Below are 16,749 nucleotides of genomic sequence, written 5' to 3'. Positions count from 1 at the left end.
GCGACCGCGGTCGGACGGGTCGTTATCACTGGTAGAAACAGCCGGATCGCGGCCCGTAATCCAGCGGTCAGATCGTCTCGCTGCCCTTGTTCGCGCTCTTGACGAGCAGGTCGCCCGAGGAGCCCTCGAGGCGGAGGGACCGGCCGTGGTCACCGCCGACGTCCTCGCTGACGATCGGGATCCCGAACGCGTCGAGGGTAGCCTCTACCTGTTCCATGTTGCGGACGCCGATGCCCGAGCCGTTCTCCGAGAAGTCGAGCATGTCGCTGCCGCCGGCGACCTTCGCGCGGACGCGGTCGCGCGCCGCGCCCGCCCGCTCCATCTCCACGAGTAACGTCTCGATCCCCGTGTCGGCGTACTTGGCGGCGGTGGGGTTCTCGACGCCCTCGGCCGACGGCAACATGACGTGGACGAGGCCGGCGACGCCGGCGGCCTCGTCGTACAGCGCGACGCCGAGACAGGAGCCGAGGCCGCTCGTCGTCAGCGTCGCTTCGGCGGTCGTCACCTCGTACTCGGCGATGCCGACCTTCACCCGCTCGCGTTCGGGCTCGTCCTGCCGACCCGGCTCGCTGTCGTATACCTTCATTTGAAGATCCGTTCCGCGTCGGGTTCGGTCTCGTCTTTCCTGGCGACGTCCAGATCCTCGAGGGCCCGACGGAGATCCGCCTCGTCCGGGAGGGCGAGGATCTCACACTCGAACTCCAGGTCGGCGGTCCGCATCCGGGACTCGATGACGAACGCGTGTTGCTGGTGCTGGCCGACCCGGGCCGCCAGCGGGTCGACGATCGCCCGCCCCATGTCGTGGACGACGCGGGGCGGCGAGTGATCGACCGAGGTCTGGAGCACGTTCGCCCAGCCGTCGATGAACCCGCTTGTCATCACGTTCCCGAGCTCCTCGATCGCGCTCTCGTGTGCGTCGGTCAGGCCCTCGCCGCCGGGATCGGTCGGCAACAGTGCCTCCGCGACGGTCATCGCCGACGCCTCGTCGAACAGGATCGCGAGGGTGCCGCTCGGCGTCCCCGTGAACTCGACGACGGTGCCCACGGTGGGCTCGCACCCGACCTGTTTCGGCACGTCCTCGATCTTTGCGAAGCTGATCTGGGTCACCTCCGCCTCGGTCTCGATGCCGGTCATCGCCGTGACGTGCTCGGCGGCCGTCGCCGTCCCGGCGCGAGTCATCTCGTCGAAGACCGACAGCTTGTCGACCGGGATGGCGTCCCCGCCCTCCGCGCCGTCGGCCATCAGCTCGATCAGCCGCTCGGAACCCGGCAGCATGTAGATGTAAAAGCCCAGGTCCGCGCCCGGCCAGTCGATCCGGCTCTTGAACACGAAGACAGGCTGGTCGTCGTCCGTCGGCTCCGGGAGCACGTCCGGACCGGTCGCCTCCAGATACCGCGGCGGCGAGTGTTCGATCGTCGTCCCGAGGTGGTCGGCCCAGCCGTCGATGAAACCGCTCATCATGATGTTGCCGATCTCCGCCACGCTCTCCTCGACCATCCCCTCGCCGTCCCCGGCGCCGGGGAGCGCCTCGACGATCGATCCGGTACAGGCCTCGTCGAACACCAGCGTCGTGTCGCCCACGAGGCCACCCTCGAAGTCGAACGCGACGCCGACGAACGGTCGATCGCCGAGTTCCTCGCCCAGGTCGGCCCGGTCCAAAAGTGTGATCTTCGTCACCTCCACGTCGGCCTCGATGCCAGTCATCTGGGCCAGCATCGCCGTCGCCCGCGTCGCTCCCTCGTCGGCCAGTCGGTTGAACGTCGACAGCGACTGGATGTCGACCTCCATCGCCTACGCCCCGACAGCGTCCTCGATCGCCTCGATGACGCTCGGCTTCTGGAAGGGCTTGGTGATGTAGCCGTCCGCACCGGCCTTGACCGCCTCCTTCATCTTCTCCTCCTGGCCGACGCTGGTGCACATGATCACCGTCGCCTCCGGGTCGCCGTTCTTGATCTCGTCGGTCGCCTCGATCCCGTCCCGGATCGGCATGACGATGTCCATCATCACCAGATCCGGCCGCTCCTCCTTGTACACCTCCACCGCCTCGACGCCGTTCTCGACCTCCCCGACGATCTGATGGTCCTCCTCCAGAATCTCGCGCAGCAGGTTCCGCATGAACTCCGAATCGTCCGCGATCAGTACCTCTGACATTGTTACCGATTCGTACCGCGAATATCCAGATAAACCCTTCCACCAGATTATCGTGAATGATAGGGTCCGCGTGGGTGAGGGAGAGACCACCACCCGAGAGCCGATTTGGAGAGAGTTTTCGTGAAAACCAGTTATCAATTATTTCTGGAGTGGGTCGCCCTCATCGGTGCACCGGGACGGAGGCGTTCTCCCGATATATCCTGCGGGTCGCCTCGAAGCTCTGGACGCTGATCGTGATCGTCGCCCGGTAGCTGTCGTTCCGGATCCGTTCCCGCGGGAAGGCCCGCGGGTCCATCCGCAGGGTCACTCGCTCGTCGTCGCCACTGACAGTGTGGGTCACCGAGCGCTCGAAGCCGAGCCCGGGGACGGCGACGTGATACAGGAGGCGGGATCGGCCCTCGACGGCCGCCAGGTCGACGGTCGCCGGCGGGATCCGGAGGTAGGAGACGTTCGTCCCGAACCGGCCCTCGTCGATCACCAGGTCGGCGCCAGGGTCGCCCGCGACGGTGGCGTTCGCCGTCCCGTCACCGAGCGCGGCCGCGCCGCGGGTCTCCGGCGTGAGGTCGACGACGCCCACGAGCGGGCCCGAAAAGACGAGCACTGCCAGCATCACGGCGACGGTGGCCCACTGGGTTCGCCGGACTCGGTCCATGCGGTCAGTCCTGGGCGGGCCCGACACCTAAAGGACCGCTTCGGCTCACAACTGGACTCCCTCCTTCTCCCGGACGGCCTCGAGCAGGTCGGCGATCGAGTCCTCCGGCGAGAGGGCGGTCGACTCCACTGCCCGAACCACCGCCTCCGGCGGGTACTTCACCGGAGCGTTGGCCTCCATCAGGAGGATGCCCAGCACCTCCTCGACGGGCGTGTTGCGGTCGATCTGCTGGGCGTACCACATCACGAGGCTCTCGAAGATGGTGACGACGTCGTTCGAGACCATCCGCTGCTGTGAGATGCCGCCGTCGAAGGCCGCGGTGATGTCGAACCCGTACCGGGAATCGGAGGCCGACAGGTCCTCGCTGAGCCACTCGTGGACCGTTTCGGCTGTGAGTTCGGGCTCCGGGTCCGGTTCGGGGTCGGCATCGGCCGCCGGCTCCGGCTCTGGGGGAGCCGGTGCGCTCGTCGATTCGGTCTCCCCGTCGAGTTCGGGCGTGGTATCGTCGTCGGCCGTGCCGCCCTCGATCTGCCCGGCCGGCTCGGACCCCGTGTCGGCGATGGGTTCCGACGAAGAGACCACGTAGCGCCCGTCCTCGAGTTCCCTGACGTGTTCGTCGTCGGCGATGTCGAGCTCCTCGGGCGAGAGGACCGGTCCCTCCTCGGGCTCGCCGCCGGTCGCTTCCTCGTCTGGACCCGCCATGGTGTGGGACTCTGTGGCGAACCGATATAAATCGTTGGTCGTCACTACCCGGTCGGTCGCGTGTCGAAGAAAAAGGAAAGTGCGCTCGGTTACAGGTTGGCCGCGGACTTGCCACTGAGCGACGACGGGACCTGGATGCGGACCGTCGACGTGGCACCGGACGAGGTGGTAATGCGGATCGTCGCGGTCTCGCTCTCGGCGAGGCCCTGGTTCCGGAAGGTGTGCTCGCCGTCGGGGCTCTCGTCGAAGAACTCGTTCAGCGAGTTGTCGCCAGCATCGCCAGTTCCGTCGTCGGCGTTACCCAGGTCGAACACCAGGCGTGCGCGATCGTCGGGGCTATTGACGACGGGCGCTGCGCCGCCGGACGGGCTCAGCGAGCCGTCCTCGTCCTTCACCGACGTGTGGTCGAACGACCCGTCCTGGTTGTCGAGGACGTTGTCGTGGACGATGTCGTAAGTCCCGGAGTTGTCGACCCACTGGATGGAAATACCCTCGAGGTCGATGTCCTCGGCACCGGGGGCCTTGGTGGCGATCATCTCGATCGCACCGATTCGGTTGCTGCCGTCTCCGGAGGTCACCAGCCCGGAGCTCGTCTGGATCTGCAGCCTGTTGGTCACCTGTTGACTGCTCTGTTCACCGGTCTCTTCTGACTGACTCTGCAGGAAGCCGGCCGTGTTGATCAGGACGCCCGCCGCGATCGCCGCGACGAGAACCATCGCGATGAACACGATGAGGGTCCCGATACCGACCTGACCCCGGTCTTCGTCTGCTTTGAATGTCTCGAACATGGTCTTGTACCTGTGCCCGAGCGACCGTCACGGCCGACCCGGACTCTACCCGAACCAAATCAAGTCTTGGTAATAAACCTGACCTGCCAATTATCTCATCTGAAAACCGCTGCGTAGGTGGCTATTACAAGGATTTGAAACGGTGGTTTCCGAAAATAGGATTCGATAACGGAGAAACAGTGTAGATTTCGGCGATGATAACGGCCCGATTTCGGGCGGTTTCAGCGGCTCGGCCGACGTCACTCGTAGGTGACGAGACTGTACATCACGAACAGGTACCCGAAGGTGGTGAGCCCGCTGTTGACGAGCAGGAGCCACCGGGTCCCCTCGAAGTCGTTGATGAACGCGCTGATCATCGTCGCGGCGGCGCCGGCGACGGCCAGGGAAAAGCCCAGCGAGAGGTGCAACATCGCCTGTCGGGAGGTTTGTACGTACGCGCGGATGGCCATGCCGACCATGGTCAGCCCGGCCACGACGAAGACCAGGGTGGAGGCGGCATAGAGGATTTCTACGGTCATCACGATAACTCTACGCGCAACTATCGGAACCACCCCCTTAAATCCACGCTCGAAAATATCTCCGTTGATAACTCCCCATTACAGCCCGCCGAGACCGCCTGAGGGCACCGGATTCGGCACCCGCTCGAAACTCGCGTGCAGAAATCAGCTCTCCGAAAGCGTCCGCCAGGCTTCGTCGAGTTTGTTGGTGACCTCCGAGCGCTCCTCGATGCTGACCGACAGCTCTCCCGAGAAGTCGACGGTGATCTCGTCGACGTTGCGGCGGTAGACCTTGATCCGCCGCCGGTCGTCGGAGAGGATGTTGTCGTGGAGTTCGAGCAGGTCGTGCTCCGTCAGCTCGTCGATCCGTCGGTAGCAGGTCGCGATCGGGATGTCGAGTTCCTCGCTCAAGCCCTGTGCCGACTGGGGCTCGTCGGTGGCCTCCAGGATCTCCGCGCTATACTTGTTTCCAAGCGTTCGTAGAACCTCGGCAGGTGGCATTGATTATCAGATAATGAATTTACCCCAGTATAAAATTGACGGGTCAAACGAACGATTGATCCGGGACGGCCCCGGTCACGAAACCGCTCGTTTCAGTACGTCGTAACCGAGTTGGCAGGCCGTTGCACCCGTTATCGGTGCGAATAACGGCCGTTAGGAGGTCTCAAATCGGTGAATCGTCTTCGCTCATCATCGAGAACGCGCTGGCGTTCTCGTGAACCGTGATGCCGCCGTGTTCGATCTCCATCGGGAAGATGTCGGTCTCGATGTTCTGCTTGCGCATCTTCGCGACCCAGACGTAGCGGTTGACGCCCGACTCGGTCGGCGTCTGGATCAGGTAGATGTTCCCGTCGGTGAGGTAGTTCTCCAGACCGATGTCCGTGTCCGGGAACACCGCCCCCTGTTCGTTGGTCATCAGGGTCGTCAGTTCGTTCTGCCGGAGGATGTCGGTGAACTTCAGCAGGTAGGTACGTTTCTCCTGTTCGTTCTCGAAGAACAGCTGGAACATCGTCAGCGAGTCGAGGACCAGTCGCTGGTAGTCCTCGCCCTGGATGTCGTCGAGCAACAGGTCCAGCGAGGAGGTGAAGTCGTTCTCCCGGAGCAGGACCTGCTTGTCGTACACCTTGATGTCGCCGCTGTCGACGAACGCCTGCCAGTCGTCGAAACCGATCGATTCGGCGGCCTCGCGGATGTCCTGTTCGTTCTCCTCGAAGGAGAGGTAGATGCCCTTCTCGTCGAACATTTTGACGCCGTTGTAGACGTACTGCAGGCCCAGAATGCTCTTGCCGGCCCCCGGATTCCCGCTGACCAGCGTCGTCGAGTTCGTGACGATCCCACCGTTGAGGATCTGATCCAGTCCGTCGATCCCCGTCTTCGTTAGCTCGATCATTTGCTGTTGCGGTGACGTTCTCGCCGCGAATTAAAAAAGGGTCCGTCGTGCGAGTAGAAAAATCTTGTTCTCCAACTGTTCGGGATCGAGTGCCCACCGGCGACTCGCCCCGGTTCGTGTCGGCCGGCCCGACGCGTCACTTGTGGACGGCCTGGGGGTCCACCCAGATCACGAACCCGTCCTCGTCGTCGTGTTTGATCACGCCGCGAACCGCCTCCCGGCCGCTGTCGGGTGCGCTTTCGACGGTCTCGGGGTCGAGTTTCACGACCTGGCGCACCTCGTCGACGAGCCACCCGGCTGCCTTCCGGTCGCCGATGATCGCCGGGTCGAACACGACGATCCGTCTGACGTCGACGTCGGCACCGTCGACGTCGAAGATGGCCTTCGGGTCGACGATCGCCGTCGTGCGCCCGCGGAGATCCATCACGCCCTCGACGTAGTCCGGGGCGTTTGGCAGCCCCGTTAGCTTCCCCACGTCGACGATCTCCGTGACGTAGTCGATGTCGACGCAGTAGGTTTCGGTGCCGAGTTCGAATTCCAATACCTGGTCGGTCGCCTCGGCCGCGTCCGTCGGTGTCGCCTGTGACATGGGTTCGGTCGACCTTCTGCGGTGGTCTCGATCGTAACTGCGCGCCGAATCGGCCTTAAGATTGCCCCCTGGGCTATCACATTTGATTACGGGGGCGGTGTCTTTATTGGCGGCTCGCGGCTAGGCCCGCAACAGAACTCACGGATGCCGGAACGCCCGCGGCGGACGGATCGTCGAACGCACCCAGCGCGAACCGGCGGCGACGCGACCGGCTGTCGCTGCCGGCCGTCACACCTGGACAGGGTGGCGTGATGGCGGGGGCGACGCGGGCCGTCGTCACCGACGACTCCCACTTCATGCGCAGCGTCATCTCCGACATGCTCGAAGCGGGCGGCGTCGACGTCGTCGCGGAGGCCCGCGACGGTCGCGAGGCGGTCGCCGCCGTCAGCGAGCACGAACCGGACGTCGTGACGATGGACGTCGAGATGCCCGAGATGAACGGGATCGAGGCCGTCGAGCGGATCATGGCCCGGTCACCGACGCCCGTCCTCATGCTGTCGGCCCACACCGACGAGAACGCCGACGTCACCTTCCAGGCCATCGAGAAGGGGGCCGTCGACTTCTTCACGAAACCCGGCGGCGAGGTCTCGATGGAGATGTCCCGGCTCGAAGACCAGCTCGTTGACATGGTCCTGTCGGTCGCCGAGGTCGACGTCTCGGACCGGGCCGAGCGCCCCAGGGCGTCGACGGCAGCGGCCACCACCGAGGCCGCAGAGACCGCCGACCCGGCGACGACCGAGTCCGCCGGCGGTGCCGATTCGAGCGGCGTCGTCGAACCCGAAGGGAGCTACGTCGAGAACCCGACGCTGTTGCTCGGGTCCTCGACCGGCGGGCCGACCGTCGTCGAGCGGATCATGGCGGAGTTGCCGCTCGACGCCGATCTGCGCGTGCTGATCGTCCAGCACATGCCCGATGGTTTCACCAGTCGGTTCGCCACGCGCCTGGACGACCGCAGCGACTACGACGTCCGGGAAGCCACCGACGGCGCGCGCATCGGCGGCGGCGAAGCGCTCGTGGCCGCCGGCGGCAAGCACATGGAAGTCACCAATTACGCGCGCGGGCGACTCCGCGTCGCGCTCACGGAGACGCCGCCGGAGAACAGCGTGCGCCCGGCCGTCGACGTGACGATGCGGACCGCCGCCGACCGCATCGCGGACCCGCTCGTGGCCGTCATCCTGACCGGCATGGGGACGGACGGCGCGGCGGGCGTCCGCGCGGTGGCGAACGCGGGCGGACACGTCGTCGCCCAGGACGAGGCGAGTTCTGCGGTCTACGGCATGCCCAAGCGAGCCGTCGAGACGGGCGTCGTCGACGACGTGCTCGCGCTGGAGTCGATCACCGACGCCGTTCTCGACGCGATCACGGAGGCCTAACTCATGGAGGACCAGTATCTCGACGCGTTCATCCGCGAAAGCGAGGAAGCGATCACCGAACTGAACAACTCCCTGCTCGCCCTGGAGTCCGATCCGGAAGACGAGCAGGCCATGGAGTCGATCTTCCGGAAGGCCCACACGCTCAAGGGCAACTTCGGGGCGATGGGCTTCGAGGACGCCAGCGACCTCGCACACGCCATCGAGGACCTCCTCGACGAGATGCGCGAGGACAACATGGAGGTCACCCCCGAGGTGATGGACCTGATCTTCGCCGGCGTCGACCAGATCGAGGTCATCGTCGGCGAGATCGAGGCCGAGGGCGAGTCCGCGACCGATACGAGCGAGACCGTCGCCGAGATCCGCGGTGTCCTCGAGAACGGCCCCGAAGCGGCCCTCGACGACGGGAGCGACGCCGACCCGGCGGCCACCGACGGGGACGCGGCCGACGACGAGGACGCGACGGCCGACGGGGACGAACCCGACGCGTCGGGAGCCGACACCGCCGACGCCGCGGTCGCGGTCGACGCGGACGTCTTCGCCGACGCGGCCGTCGACGTCGAGGAGGCCTTCCAGGTCCGGGTCGAGATCGGCGAGAGCGATATGCTGGGCGTCGACGGGATGCTCGCCGTCGAGGCGGTCGCCGACACCTTCCAGTTGCTGGCTGCCGAACCGGCCCGCGCCGAGATCGAGGACGGCGCGTACGACGGCGGTTTCGACCTGCTGGTCGACGCCCCGGACGTCGACGTGTTGCGCGGGAGCCTCGATCGCGTCTCGAAGATCGACGCCTTCGCCGTCGAACGGGTGACGGAGTTCGGTGACGGCGACGAATCGGGCGACGACGGCGGGACCGCGGCCACCGCGGACTCCTCGGTCGACGAGATCAAGTCCGTCAGAGTGGACGTCGACCGGCTGGACGAGCTCCACGGCCAGGTCGAGCAACTGGTGACCAGCCGCATCAAGCTCCGCCGGGCCGTCGAGGACGGCGACGTCGACGCCGCCGGGGAGAACCTCAACGAACTGGACAAGATCAGCGCCAACCTCCAGAACACGGTGATGGACATGCGCCTGATCCCGCTGAAGAAGGTCGTCGGCAAGTTCCCCCGGCTCGTGCGGGACCTCGCCCGGGAACTCGACAAGGAGGTGGACTTCCGGATCGAGGGCGAGGACATCGAGCTCGACCGGACGATCCTCACCGAGATCTCCGACCCGCTGATGCACATCCTCCGCAATTCGGTCGACCACGGGATCGAACCCCCCGAGGAGCGCGAACGGCGGGGCAAACCCCGGCAGGGGACCGTCGAACTCCGCGCGACGCGCGAACGCGACCACGTCATCATCGAGGTCGAGGACGACGGCGCTGGGCTGGACGTCGAATCGATCCGCGAGAAGGCGGTGGAGAAGGGCGTCCGCAGCGAGGCCGAACTCGAGCGCATGGAGGAGGGCGACATCTACGACCTGGTCTTCCACCCCGGGTTCTCGACGGCCGAGGAGGTCACCGACACCAGCGGCCGCGGCGTCGGCATGGACGTCGTCCACGACACCGTGACGCAACTGGACGGCTCCGTCAGCGTCGACAGCGAGATCGGCGAGGGGACGACCGTCTCGCTCCGCCTCCCCGTCACGATGGCCATCGTCAAGGTCCTGTTCGTGCAGGTCGGCGACGAGCAGTACGGCGTCCCGATCAAGAACATCGACGAGATCAGCCAGCGCAACGGCACGAAGGTCATCAACGGCGAGGATGTCGTCGAACACGACGGCGACATCTACCCCATCGTCGACATCGCCAAGGCCTTCGACGTCCCCGACGCGAAGCGAAACGGCGACGGCATGCTCGTGCGCATCCGCGAGTCCGAGCGCCAGGTCGCCCTGCAGTGCGACGCCGTCACCCAGCAGGAGGAAGTCGTCGTCAAACCCCTCGAGGGTATCCTCTCCGGCACCCCCGGGCTCTCCGGGACCGCCGTCCTCGGCGACGGCAACATCGTCCACATCCTCGACGTGGTGACGCTGTGACCGACCCGTCGCCGGGCCGTCTCGACCCCGACTGTACCCCCGTTCCCCACAATGACCGACAGTAGACAGGATTCGCAGGACGCGTTCGATGAGCTCCTCCAGTACGTGCAGCGCGAGGTCGGCTTCGAGACTGGCTTCTACAACGACGCCTACCTCGACCGCCGGATCACCGCGCGGATGCGCCGGACCGGCGCCGAGACCTACCCGGAGTACCAGCGACAGTTGCGCGACGACGACGGCGAAAAAGACCGGCTGCTCGACTCGCTGTCGATCAACGTCACCGGCTTCTTCCGGAACCCCGAGGCCTGGGACGGCATCAGGAGCGTGTTGCGACGGCTGACCGAGGAGCGCCGTGACGTCCGGATCTGGAGCGCGCCCTGTGCCGACGGCCGGGAGCCGTACTCGCTGGCGATGCTCGCACTGGACGATCCCGAGGTCGAGACCCGGCGGCTGTCGATCCTCGGTACCGACATCAGCGAGGACTCCCTGAACGTGGCCCGCGAGGGCGTCTACGAGACCTCCCAGACCACCGATATCGGCGAGGAACTCGAACCGCTCGCGGAGTCGGAAAGCTACGTCGAGCGCGAGGGCGACCGGTTCCGGGTCCGCGACCGGGTGAAGGACCTCGTCGAGTTCGAGCGCCACGACCTCATCCGCGGGGAGGCAAAGCACGACTTCGACCTGGTACTGTGCCGGAACCTGCTGATCTACATCGACGCCGCGTTCAAGGTCCCCATCTTCGAGACCATCGAGGGGTCGCTGCGCGGCGACGGGTTCCTCGTGATCGGGATGACCGAGACGCTCCCACACGAGTGTCGCGACACCTTCGAACCGTTCGACAAGTCCCACCGCATCTACCGCAAGGCATAATGTCCCTCTACCAACTCGAACGCGACGGCGACGTGGAGCAACTCAAGTCCGTGATCCGGACCAGCGACAGCGACGAGATCCGCGCCCGGGCCGCGGAGATCCTCGGCGAGTTCGACGAGGAGACGCTCGAAGACCACGACGTGGTGACGCCGCTCGTCGACCTGGCCCAGTCCGCCGACGACGAGCGCGTGACCGCCGCCGCCATCGACGCGCTGAATCGCCTGGGCACCGGCGCCATCCAGGAACTGATCGCCGAGATGGCCGGCCTCGAACTCGGCGAGGACCAGCAGGCCGACTGGGCGAAGGCGAAAGCGTTCTCGCAGGCGCTGTCGGCCGACGTGCCCGAACTCCGGATGGCCGCGGCCAACGCGCTGGGCGAACTCGGGAAGACCGACGTGTTGCCCGACCTGCTCGAGCGACTGGACGACCCCGACCCTCGCGTCCGGGCCCGGGTCGCCCGCGCGTGCGGTCGCCTCGAGGACGCCAGAGCCACCGACGCGCTGACCGCCCGGCTCTCGGACCCGAACGGCGACGTCCGCCGGGAGGTCGCGGAGGCGCTGGGCGTCATCGGTAACCGGCAGGCGCTGACGGCCCTGCTCGAGATGTTCGACGACGACCGGGGCCCGATCCGCCGGATCGCGGTCGGCGCGATGGGCAACTTCGGGAACGCCCGCCCGGTCGAAGGGCTGGTCGCGGCGCTGTCCGACGAGGACCCCTCGGTCCGCCGGACCGCGGTGTACTCGATCATCGAACTCCTCTCGAACGTGCCGACCGACCAGAGCCACGAGATCCGCGAGACGGTCGTCGAGCGGCTCACCCGGACCGACGACCGCAGCGTGCTGGTGCCGATGCTAGACATCCTGGAGGAGAGCACGCAGAACCGCCAGCGGCGCAACACCGCCTGGTTGCTGGGCCGGGTCGCAGACCAGGACAGCGCCGGCTACGGCCGGATCGTCGACGCGCTGGTCGACGCCATGGACGACGACGACCAGCTGACCGCCCAGTTCGCGGCCACCAGCCTCGCCCAGATCGGCGGCGAGCGCGTCGAGACGCGCTTGCTCGAGGTGCTCGACGACACGGGCCGGCCCGATGACGTCCGCGCGCAGGCCGTCTTCACCCTCGGGAAGGTCGGCGGCGAGCGGGCCCGGGCGCGACTGGACGACCTCATCGACAACACCGAGAGCGAACAGCTCAGACAGAAGGCCTTCTCGGCTATCTCGAAACTCGGCGGGAGGGGAGTCCAGTGAGCCGGCTATCGGCGGGTCACACGGCAGGAAGGTTCATAGCGACCGGGAGTGAACCCGGGAGACGGACGGAGCGACACCCATGAGCGAGGGCGAGAGCAAGCTGGCGGACGCCCAGGGCAAGTTCGCCCGGGTCGTCAAGGACGGGCGGAAACTCAACGACATCGAGTGGCAGAGCGGCCGCATCATCCTCTCGAACAAGCGACTCGTCCTCGTCAGCAACGACGGCAAGCGGACCATCGCCCTCTCGAAGATCGACGGCCTCAAAGGACGCGTCGACGTCAACCAGGCCATCGCGCGGGTCTCGGGCTACGTCTCGCTCCAGGTCGGGAAGGACGTCACCCTCGTCGCCCCGAACGACACCGAGACGTTCAAGAACAAGCTCTACGGCGCCCTGCTGAACCAGGAGGTCATCCTGGCGAAACACCCCGCCGTCGAGGGCGGCGTCGTCCAGGATACCAAGTGGAAGAAGGGGCGCCTGAAGGTCGCCGAGGAGGGCGTCGAACTCGCCGTCTCCGACGGCCAGTTCGTCGAGATTCCCCTCGACGACATCGGCGGCATCGACGAGGGCACCCGGACCGTCATGGGCAACGAACGACTCGTCCTCGAGGTCGAACACACCGAGGACGGGGACACGAGCGTCCAGACCCACATCTCCGGCACGCGCCGGCACACCGTCTTCCTCCGGAGCCTCCTCCGCGAGGGCGAACAGCGCGCCGAGGTCAACGCCGACCTCTCCGAGCGCGAACACGAGGTGCTCATGGCGCTGTACTCGGGCGTCTCGCCCTTCGAGATCCCCAGCTTCGTCGACATGGACGTCGACAGGGTCGAGGAGGTGTACGAACGGCTGATCGAACTCGACATCCTGGAGGAGGTCCGCACCCGCAAGGAGGTTCGCCTGAAAGCGCGGGGGCGACACATCGCCGGCGACGTGATGGACGATCGCTGAGAAGGGGGCTCAGAGCAGGCCTTCGGCCTGTGCCAGCAAGACGCCCTCCATGGTCGCGTCGTTGGTCGGCTCCCGGCGAGCCACCGCCAGCGCCTCCTCGACGGGGACGCTGGTCACGCACAGGAACTCGTTGTCGTCCAGGTCGTGGCCGACCGGTTCCAGCCCCTCGGCGAAGACGATTCCCCGCCTGTGTCTGAGTACGCCGGTCGAACACCAGAATTCCTCGAGCAGCGAGACGCCGGCGGCCTCGAACCCAGTCTCCTCGCGGAGTTCTCGCCGCCCGGCGTCGGTGAAGCTCTCGCCGTCCTCGACGATGCCCGCGGGGAGTTCGAGACACTGCTCGCGGATCGTCGGCCGGTACTGGTCGACCAGCACGAGGCGGTCGCCGCCCCCGTCCCCGTCGTCGAGCACCGATCCGTCGACTACGGCCACCACGACTGCCGCCGCGGGCAGGTCCGCCCAGTAGTAGCGCTTCTCCGAGCCGTCGGGCTGGCCGACGCGGTCGTATCCACCGGTGTACCAGCCGGTCTCGTACTCGGCTTCCGACTCGCGCACCGGCCAGTCGAACTCGGTCGGCGGACGTGCGGGCTCGCGATTCGGGTCGAACCGCCGGGTACTCGAAAAGTCGGTCATGGTTCCCGTGCCACCTCCAGGCGGTAAACGGTGCCGTTCCAGCGGACGAAGACGGCCTGCTCGGTCGCCGCAGCGGCGTTGCGCTGGCGGATCGCGTCCACCTCGTCGAACGGCGAGTGGGTGAACGCCCCCTTGATTCCGATCGGTCCCTCCCAGTAGGGGCCCGACCGACCGGTCGCGTTCCCGGCCTCGTTCCCTGACCCGCCGGTCGCGTTGGCGGACGCGTTGTCGAGGGCCGCCGTCGCGTACGGGTAGCGGTTCGCTGGGAGCGAGTCGCCCGGCACCGCCGTCCGGTTCTCCGTCTCGGTGGCGGTGAGATAGTAGGGGTCGCCACTCTTGAGGTAACTCGGCAGGGCCCCGAGCGCCAGCAGCAAGACGACCGCGAGGAGGATGGCCAGCGTCACCCGGCGCGTCACCTGTCGCATACCGCCCCTGGGCGCGCCGGTGGAAAAACGGTAGCGGATCGGCCCGGTCAGGCGCCGCGCACGACGTCGCGGTAGACGCTGCCGAAGGCCTGCCGGCGGAGGGTGCCGACGGCCGCGTCCTCGCGTTCCTGGAAGGTGGCGGCGACGACCGTCTCGGCGAAGGGCACGGCGTGCCAGACGACGCGGTCGACGTTCTCGTTGCCGATGACCTCGCGCTCGTAGTCCGGATGATCGTCACACCACGCTTCGAACTCCGCGTCGGTGCCGACGGTCACCGACAAAAGCGAGGCGAAGATGGCCTCGCGGGCGGTCTCGACGACCGCACCGGTGACCCGCTCGTCGTACTCCTCGCCGTCGAAGTCCATCGCCTTCGCGACTTCGCGGACGCTCGTCTGGGCCGCGGGGCCGACGGCCGCGTAGCGCTCGCGGGCCTCGTCGGCGGTCGCCGGCGAGAACACTCCCTCGGTGTGCATGTCCACTCGTGAACGCCCCGCCCGTTACTCGCTTTCGGAGTCGGACGCGTCGGCGTCACCCTCGTCGGCGTCCTCGTCACCCTCGCCGCCTTCGCGCATCTGCCGGGTCAGTTCCCGGGCCTCCTCGAGGACCTCGTCGTCGACGGCGTCCTGACCGCCGACCTGTCCGGCCCGTTCGCGAGCGCATTCGACCGCGGGCGACTCGTCGTCGAACAGCGCGCCCGAGCGCTCGTGGTCGTGGGCGTGCTGGTGGTCGTGACCCGTCGTATCCTCGAAGACCTGCGGGAACTCCGTCTCCTCGGCGTGGTCGGTGACCGTCGCGGCCAGGGCGTCGGCGTCAGCCTGGTCCCAGTCGGGGGCGTGTTCGTCGAGCCAGGCCTCGTGGTCGTCGTCGCCCAGCAGGGCGGTGAAGGCGAGGTGGTTCGCGAGGTGTTCGGCGTCGGCCTGCGGGTCACCGCATACCGGACAGGCGTATCCCATACGGGAGCCAACGGCCGCGGACGGATAGGCGTTAAGAGTCGGTGAGGTCGGCGACCAGCAGGAGGGCGTTCTCGCCGTCGTCGTAGTACCGGGGGATGGTCCGCCGGAGTTCGAAGCCGTGGGACTCGTAGAGGCGGCGCGCCACCTCGTTGCCCTCGCGCACTTCGAGTTTGACCTCGGCGACGCCCTCGGCGCGCATGATCCCGAGCGCCCGGCGGAGCAGCGTCGACCCGACGCCCTGCCCGCGCTGGTCGGGGTGGACGGCCAGGTCCTTGACGTGGCCCAGCGGCTGCCCGTGGTTGGGGACCGTGTCCGCGACCACGTAGCCGGCCACGCCCGGGCCGATCTCGGCGACGAGGAAGGCCGGCTCGTCGAGGTACCGCTGGAAGGCCGCGAAGGGCCACGGCTGTGGGAACGAGGCCTTCTCGATCCGGTAGACCGCGAGCAGGTCGGCGCGGACCGCCTCGCGGACGGTGGGTGTCGAGCGTTCCGAGTCTCCCGCTGGCGTCGTCACACCGACCCGTTTACCGCGCGCGTACTAAGCCCTTTCACCGCCCCACTGAGGCCGCCCCGGGGGGCGACGGCGACGCCGCCACGCCGTCGCCCTCTGCGTGTTCGTCGATTGTCACGCGTTTCGCCAGTCGGAAGGTTCATTATTATCAGGCTCTAAGCTCGGATTGCACCCAATTTTCCGGGTGCCACCCCCCAACATCCCCCCTCTACCCCCCGTTTTCTACTGTCCACACCTGAGCCGCCGGTTTACTGTTCGCGTCGGAGCGACTGATTTCACGATTCTCGCCGCCGTCCCGTTATTCACAATCGATAATCCGTCGAAATAAACGTATCAGAAGAAGGTAAAGAGGTCGTCGCGCTGCTGTTCGTGGAGGTGGTGGCGGACGGCCTCGGTCAGGGGGTCGATGCTCCCCCGTTTGGCGGTGATCGGGGCGATCGTCTCCTGCCACTGCTGCCACGGGGGGAGCAGGCCCAGTCGGTCGCAGAGGTCGTTCAGCCGCTCGTCGCGGTCGTCGACCTTGTCCATCTTGTTGACCGCGACGACGACCGGAATCCCCAGGTCCCGGAGGAAGTGGAACATCTCGACGTCGTGGGGAATCTCGTCGGGGCCGGAGTGGCGATCGATGATGTCGATGACGGCCTTGCCGTCGACGACGAGCACGGCGGCGAGGATCTCCTCGGCGTAGGTCTCGAGGTAGGCGACGATGTCGTCTTTGATCTGTTCGCGGACCTCGTCGGGGACGCCGTCCATGAACCCGAAGCCCGGCAGGTCGGTGATGACGAAGTCCTGGGCGTTCCAGTCGTAGTGGTTGGGCCGTCGCGTCACGCCCGGGCGCTGGCCGGTATCGAACGTGTGGCCGGTCAGCTCCCGCATCAGGGTCGATTTCCCGACGTTGGAGCGCCCCACGAGGACGACCTCCGCGCTGCGGTCGGGCCGCGAGTCGAACATGGGCGAGCCTTGACGCGGGACGGGGATAAGGGCCGCCGTTTCGGCCCGTCGGGGTGGCCGC

Annotated in this window: 21 protein-coding genes; 5 read left to right on the top strand and 16 right to left on the bottom strand. The window is 66.8% G+C overall.

The features are described from left to right. Positions 1-67: 67 nt before the first annotated feature. The 10 genes from U5918_RS12370 to U5918_RS12325 all read right to left on the bottom strand — a co-directional run bounded on the left by U5918_RS12370 (position 68) and on the right by U5918_RS12325 (position 6,769). Positions 68-586 (bottom strand): chemotaxis protein CheD, encoded by a 519-nt coding sequence (locus U5918_RS12370; protein ID WP_336001661.1) that lies wholly within the window; start codon positions 584-586, stop codon positions 68-70. Next, positions 583-1,788, bottom strand: coding sequence for a chemotaxis protein CheC (locus U5918_RS12365; protein WP_336001660.1), 1,206 nt, complete (start codon positions 1,786-1,788; stop codon positions 583-585). The genes U5918_RS12370 and U5918_RS12365 overlap by 4 nt, the downstream gene beginning before the upstream one ends. Positions 1,789-1,791: 3 nt before the next feature. Further along, positions 1,792-2,151, bottom strand: a complete 360-nt coding sequence (gene cheY, locus U5918_RS12360) for a chemotaxis protein CheY (protein WP_077206597.1) — start codon at positions 2,149-2,151, stop codon at positions 1,792-1,794. A 160-nt stretch (positions 2,152-2,311) separates the two neighbouring features. Further along, positions 2,312-2,803 carry a hypothetical protein gene (locus U5918_RS12355; protein ID WP_336001659.1) on the bottom strand — a complete coding sequence of 164 codons (492 nt, stop codon included), beginning with the start codon at positions 2,801-2,803 and terminating at the stop codon, positions 2,312-2,314. 45 nt (positions 2,804-2,848) lie between these two features. After that, complete coding sequence (locus U5918_RS12350) at positions 2,849-3,505, bottom strand: DUF7500 family protein (RefSeq protein WP_336001658.1); 657 nt, start codon at positions 3,503-3,505, stop codon at positions 2,849-2,851. A gap of 89 nt (positions 3,506-3,594) precedes the next feature. Continuing rightward, positions 3,595-4,293: an archaellin/type IV pilin N-terminal domain-containing protein gene (locus U5918_RS12345; protein WP_336001657.1), complete on the bottom strand. Its 699-nt coding sequence runs from the start codon at positions 4,291-4,293 to the stop codon at positions 3,595-3,597. Between the two features lie 239 nt (positions 4,294-4,532). After that, on the bottom strand, positions 4,533-4,811 hold the full coding sequence (locus U5918_RS12340) for a DUF7521 family protein (RefSeq protein WP_336001656.1): 279 nt from the start codon (positions 4,809-4,811) through the stop codon (positions 4,533-4,535). Between the two features lie 144 nt (positions 4,812-4,955). Beyond that, complete coding sequence (locus U5918_RS12335; protein WP_336001655.1) at positions 4,956-5,291, bottom strand: ArsR/SmtB family transcription factor; 336 nt, start codon at positions 5,289-5,291, stop codon at positions 4,956-4,958. A 163-nt stretch (positions 5,292-5,454) separates the two neighbouring features. Continuing rightward, positions 5,455-6,180 carry an RAD55 family ATPase gene (locus U5918_RS12330; RefSeq protein ID WP_336001654.1) on the bottom strand — a complete coding sequence of 242 codons (726 nt, stop codon included), beginning with the start codon at positions 6,178-6,180 and terminating at the stop codon, positions 5,455-5,457. 136 nt (positions 6,181-6,316) lie between these two features. Next, positions 6,317-6,769, bottom strand: a complete 453-nt coding sequence (locus U5918_RS12325) for a chemotaxis protein CheW (RefSeq protein ID WP_336001653.1) — start codon at positions 6,767-6,769, stop codon at positions 6,317-6,319. Positions 6,770-7,020: 251 nt separating this feature from the next. Between U5918_RS12325 and cheB the strand changes: the two genes are divergently transcribed. The 5 genes from cheB to U5918_RS12300 all read left to right on the top strand — a co-directional run bounded on the left by cheB (position 7,021) and on the right by U5918_RS12300 (position 13,215). Beyond that, entirely contained in the window at positions 7,021-8,142 is a 1,122-nt protein-coding gene (gene cheB / locus U5918_RS12320) for a chemotaxis-specific protein-glutamate methyltransferase CheB (RefSeq protein ID WP_336001652.1), read from the top strand. 3 nt (positions 8,143-8,145) lie between these two features. Further along, positions 8,146-10,152, top strand: a complete 2,007-nt coding sequence (gene cheA / locus U5918_RS12315; RefSeq protein WP_336001651.1) for a chemotaxis protein CheA — start codon at positions 8,146-8,148, stop codon at positions 10,150-10,152. Positions 10,153-10,203: 51 nt separating this feature from the next. Beyond that, entirely contained in the window at positions 10,204-11,022 is an 819-nt protein-coding gene (locus U5918_RS12310; protein ID WP_336001650.1) for a CheR family methyltransferase, read from the top strand. Then, complete coding sequence (locus U5918_RS12305; protein WP_336001649.1) at positions 11,022-12,269, top strand: HEAT repeat domain-containing protein; 1,248 nt, start codon at positions 11,022-11,024, stop codon at positions 12,267-12,269. The genes U5918_RS12310 and U5918_RS12305 overlap by 1 nt, the downstream gene beginning before the upstream one ends. Before the next feature lie 79 nt (positions 12,270-12,348). After that, entirely contained in the window at positions 12,349-13,215 is an 867-nt protein-coding gene (locus U5918_RS12300) for a CheF family chemotaxis protein (protein WP_336001648.1), read from the top strand. Positions 13,216-13,224: 9 nt separating this feature from the next. On the opposite strand, the gene U5918_RS12295 is transcribed toward U5918_RS12300, so the two are convergent. From U5918_RS12295 to engB, 6 genes are all read right to left on the bottom strand, one after another. After that, a complete protein-coding gene (locus U5918_RS12295) occupies positions 13,225-13,848 on the bottom strand; it encodes an NUDIX hydrolase (RefSeq protein WP_336001647.1) in 624 nt (207 codons plus the stop codon). Beyond that, positions 13,845-14,273, bottom strand: coding sequence for a hypothetical protein (locus U5918_RS12290; protein WP_336001646.1), 429 nt, complete (start codon positions 14,271-14,273; stop codon positions 13,845-13,847). Before U5918_RS12290 ends, U5918_RS12295 begins: the two co-directional genes overlap by 4 nt. A 47-nt stretch (positions 14,274-14,320) precedes the next feature. Continuing rightward, complete coding sequence (locus U5918_RS12285) at positions 14,321-14,746, bottom strand: DUF5809 family protein (RefSeq protein WP_336001645.1); 426 nt, start codon at positions 14,744-14,746, stop codon at positions 14,321-14,323. A 24-nt stretch (positions 14,747-14,770) separates the two neighbouring features. Beyond that, positions 14,771-15,226 carry a DUF5810 domain-containing protein gene (locus U5918_RS12280; protein WP_336001644.1) on the bottom strand — a complete coding sequence of 152 codons (456 nt, stop codon included), beginning with the start codon at positions 15,224-15,226 and terminating at the stop codon, positions 14,771-14,773. Between the two features lie 31 nt (positions 15,227-15,257). Further along, positions 15,258-15,740 (bottom strand): ribosomal protein S18-alanine N-acetyltransferase, encoded by a 483-nt coding sequence (rimI, locus tag U5918_RS12275; RefSeq protein ID WP_336001643.1) that lies wholly within the window; start codon positions 15,738-15,740, stop codon positions 15,258-15,260. 330 nt (positions 15,741-16,070) lie between these two features. Further along, positions 16,071-16,688 (bottom strand): GTP-binding protein EngB, encoded by a 618-nt coding sequence (gene engB, locus U5918_RS12270; RefSeq protein ID WP_336001642.1) that lies wholly within the window; start codon positions 16,686-16,688, stop codon positions 16,071-16,073. Positions 16,689-16,749: the final 61 nt, after the last annotated feature.

Source organism: Halorientalis sp. LT38, assembly GCF_037031225.1.
GTDB classification, from domain to species: domain Archaea; phylum Halobacteriota; class Halobacteria; order Halobacteriales; family Haloarculaceae; genus Halorientalis; species Halorientalis halophila.
The sequence above is the reverse complement of the archived record's forward strand: the minus strand, read 5'-3'. Positions and strand labels throughout refer to the sequence as shown.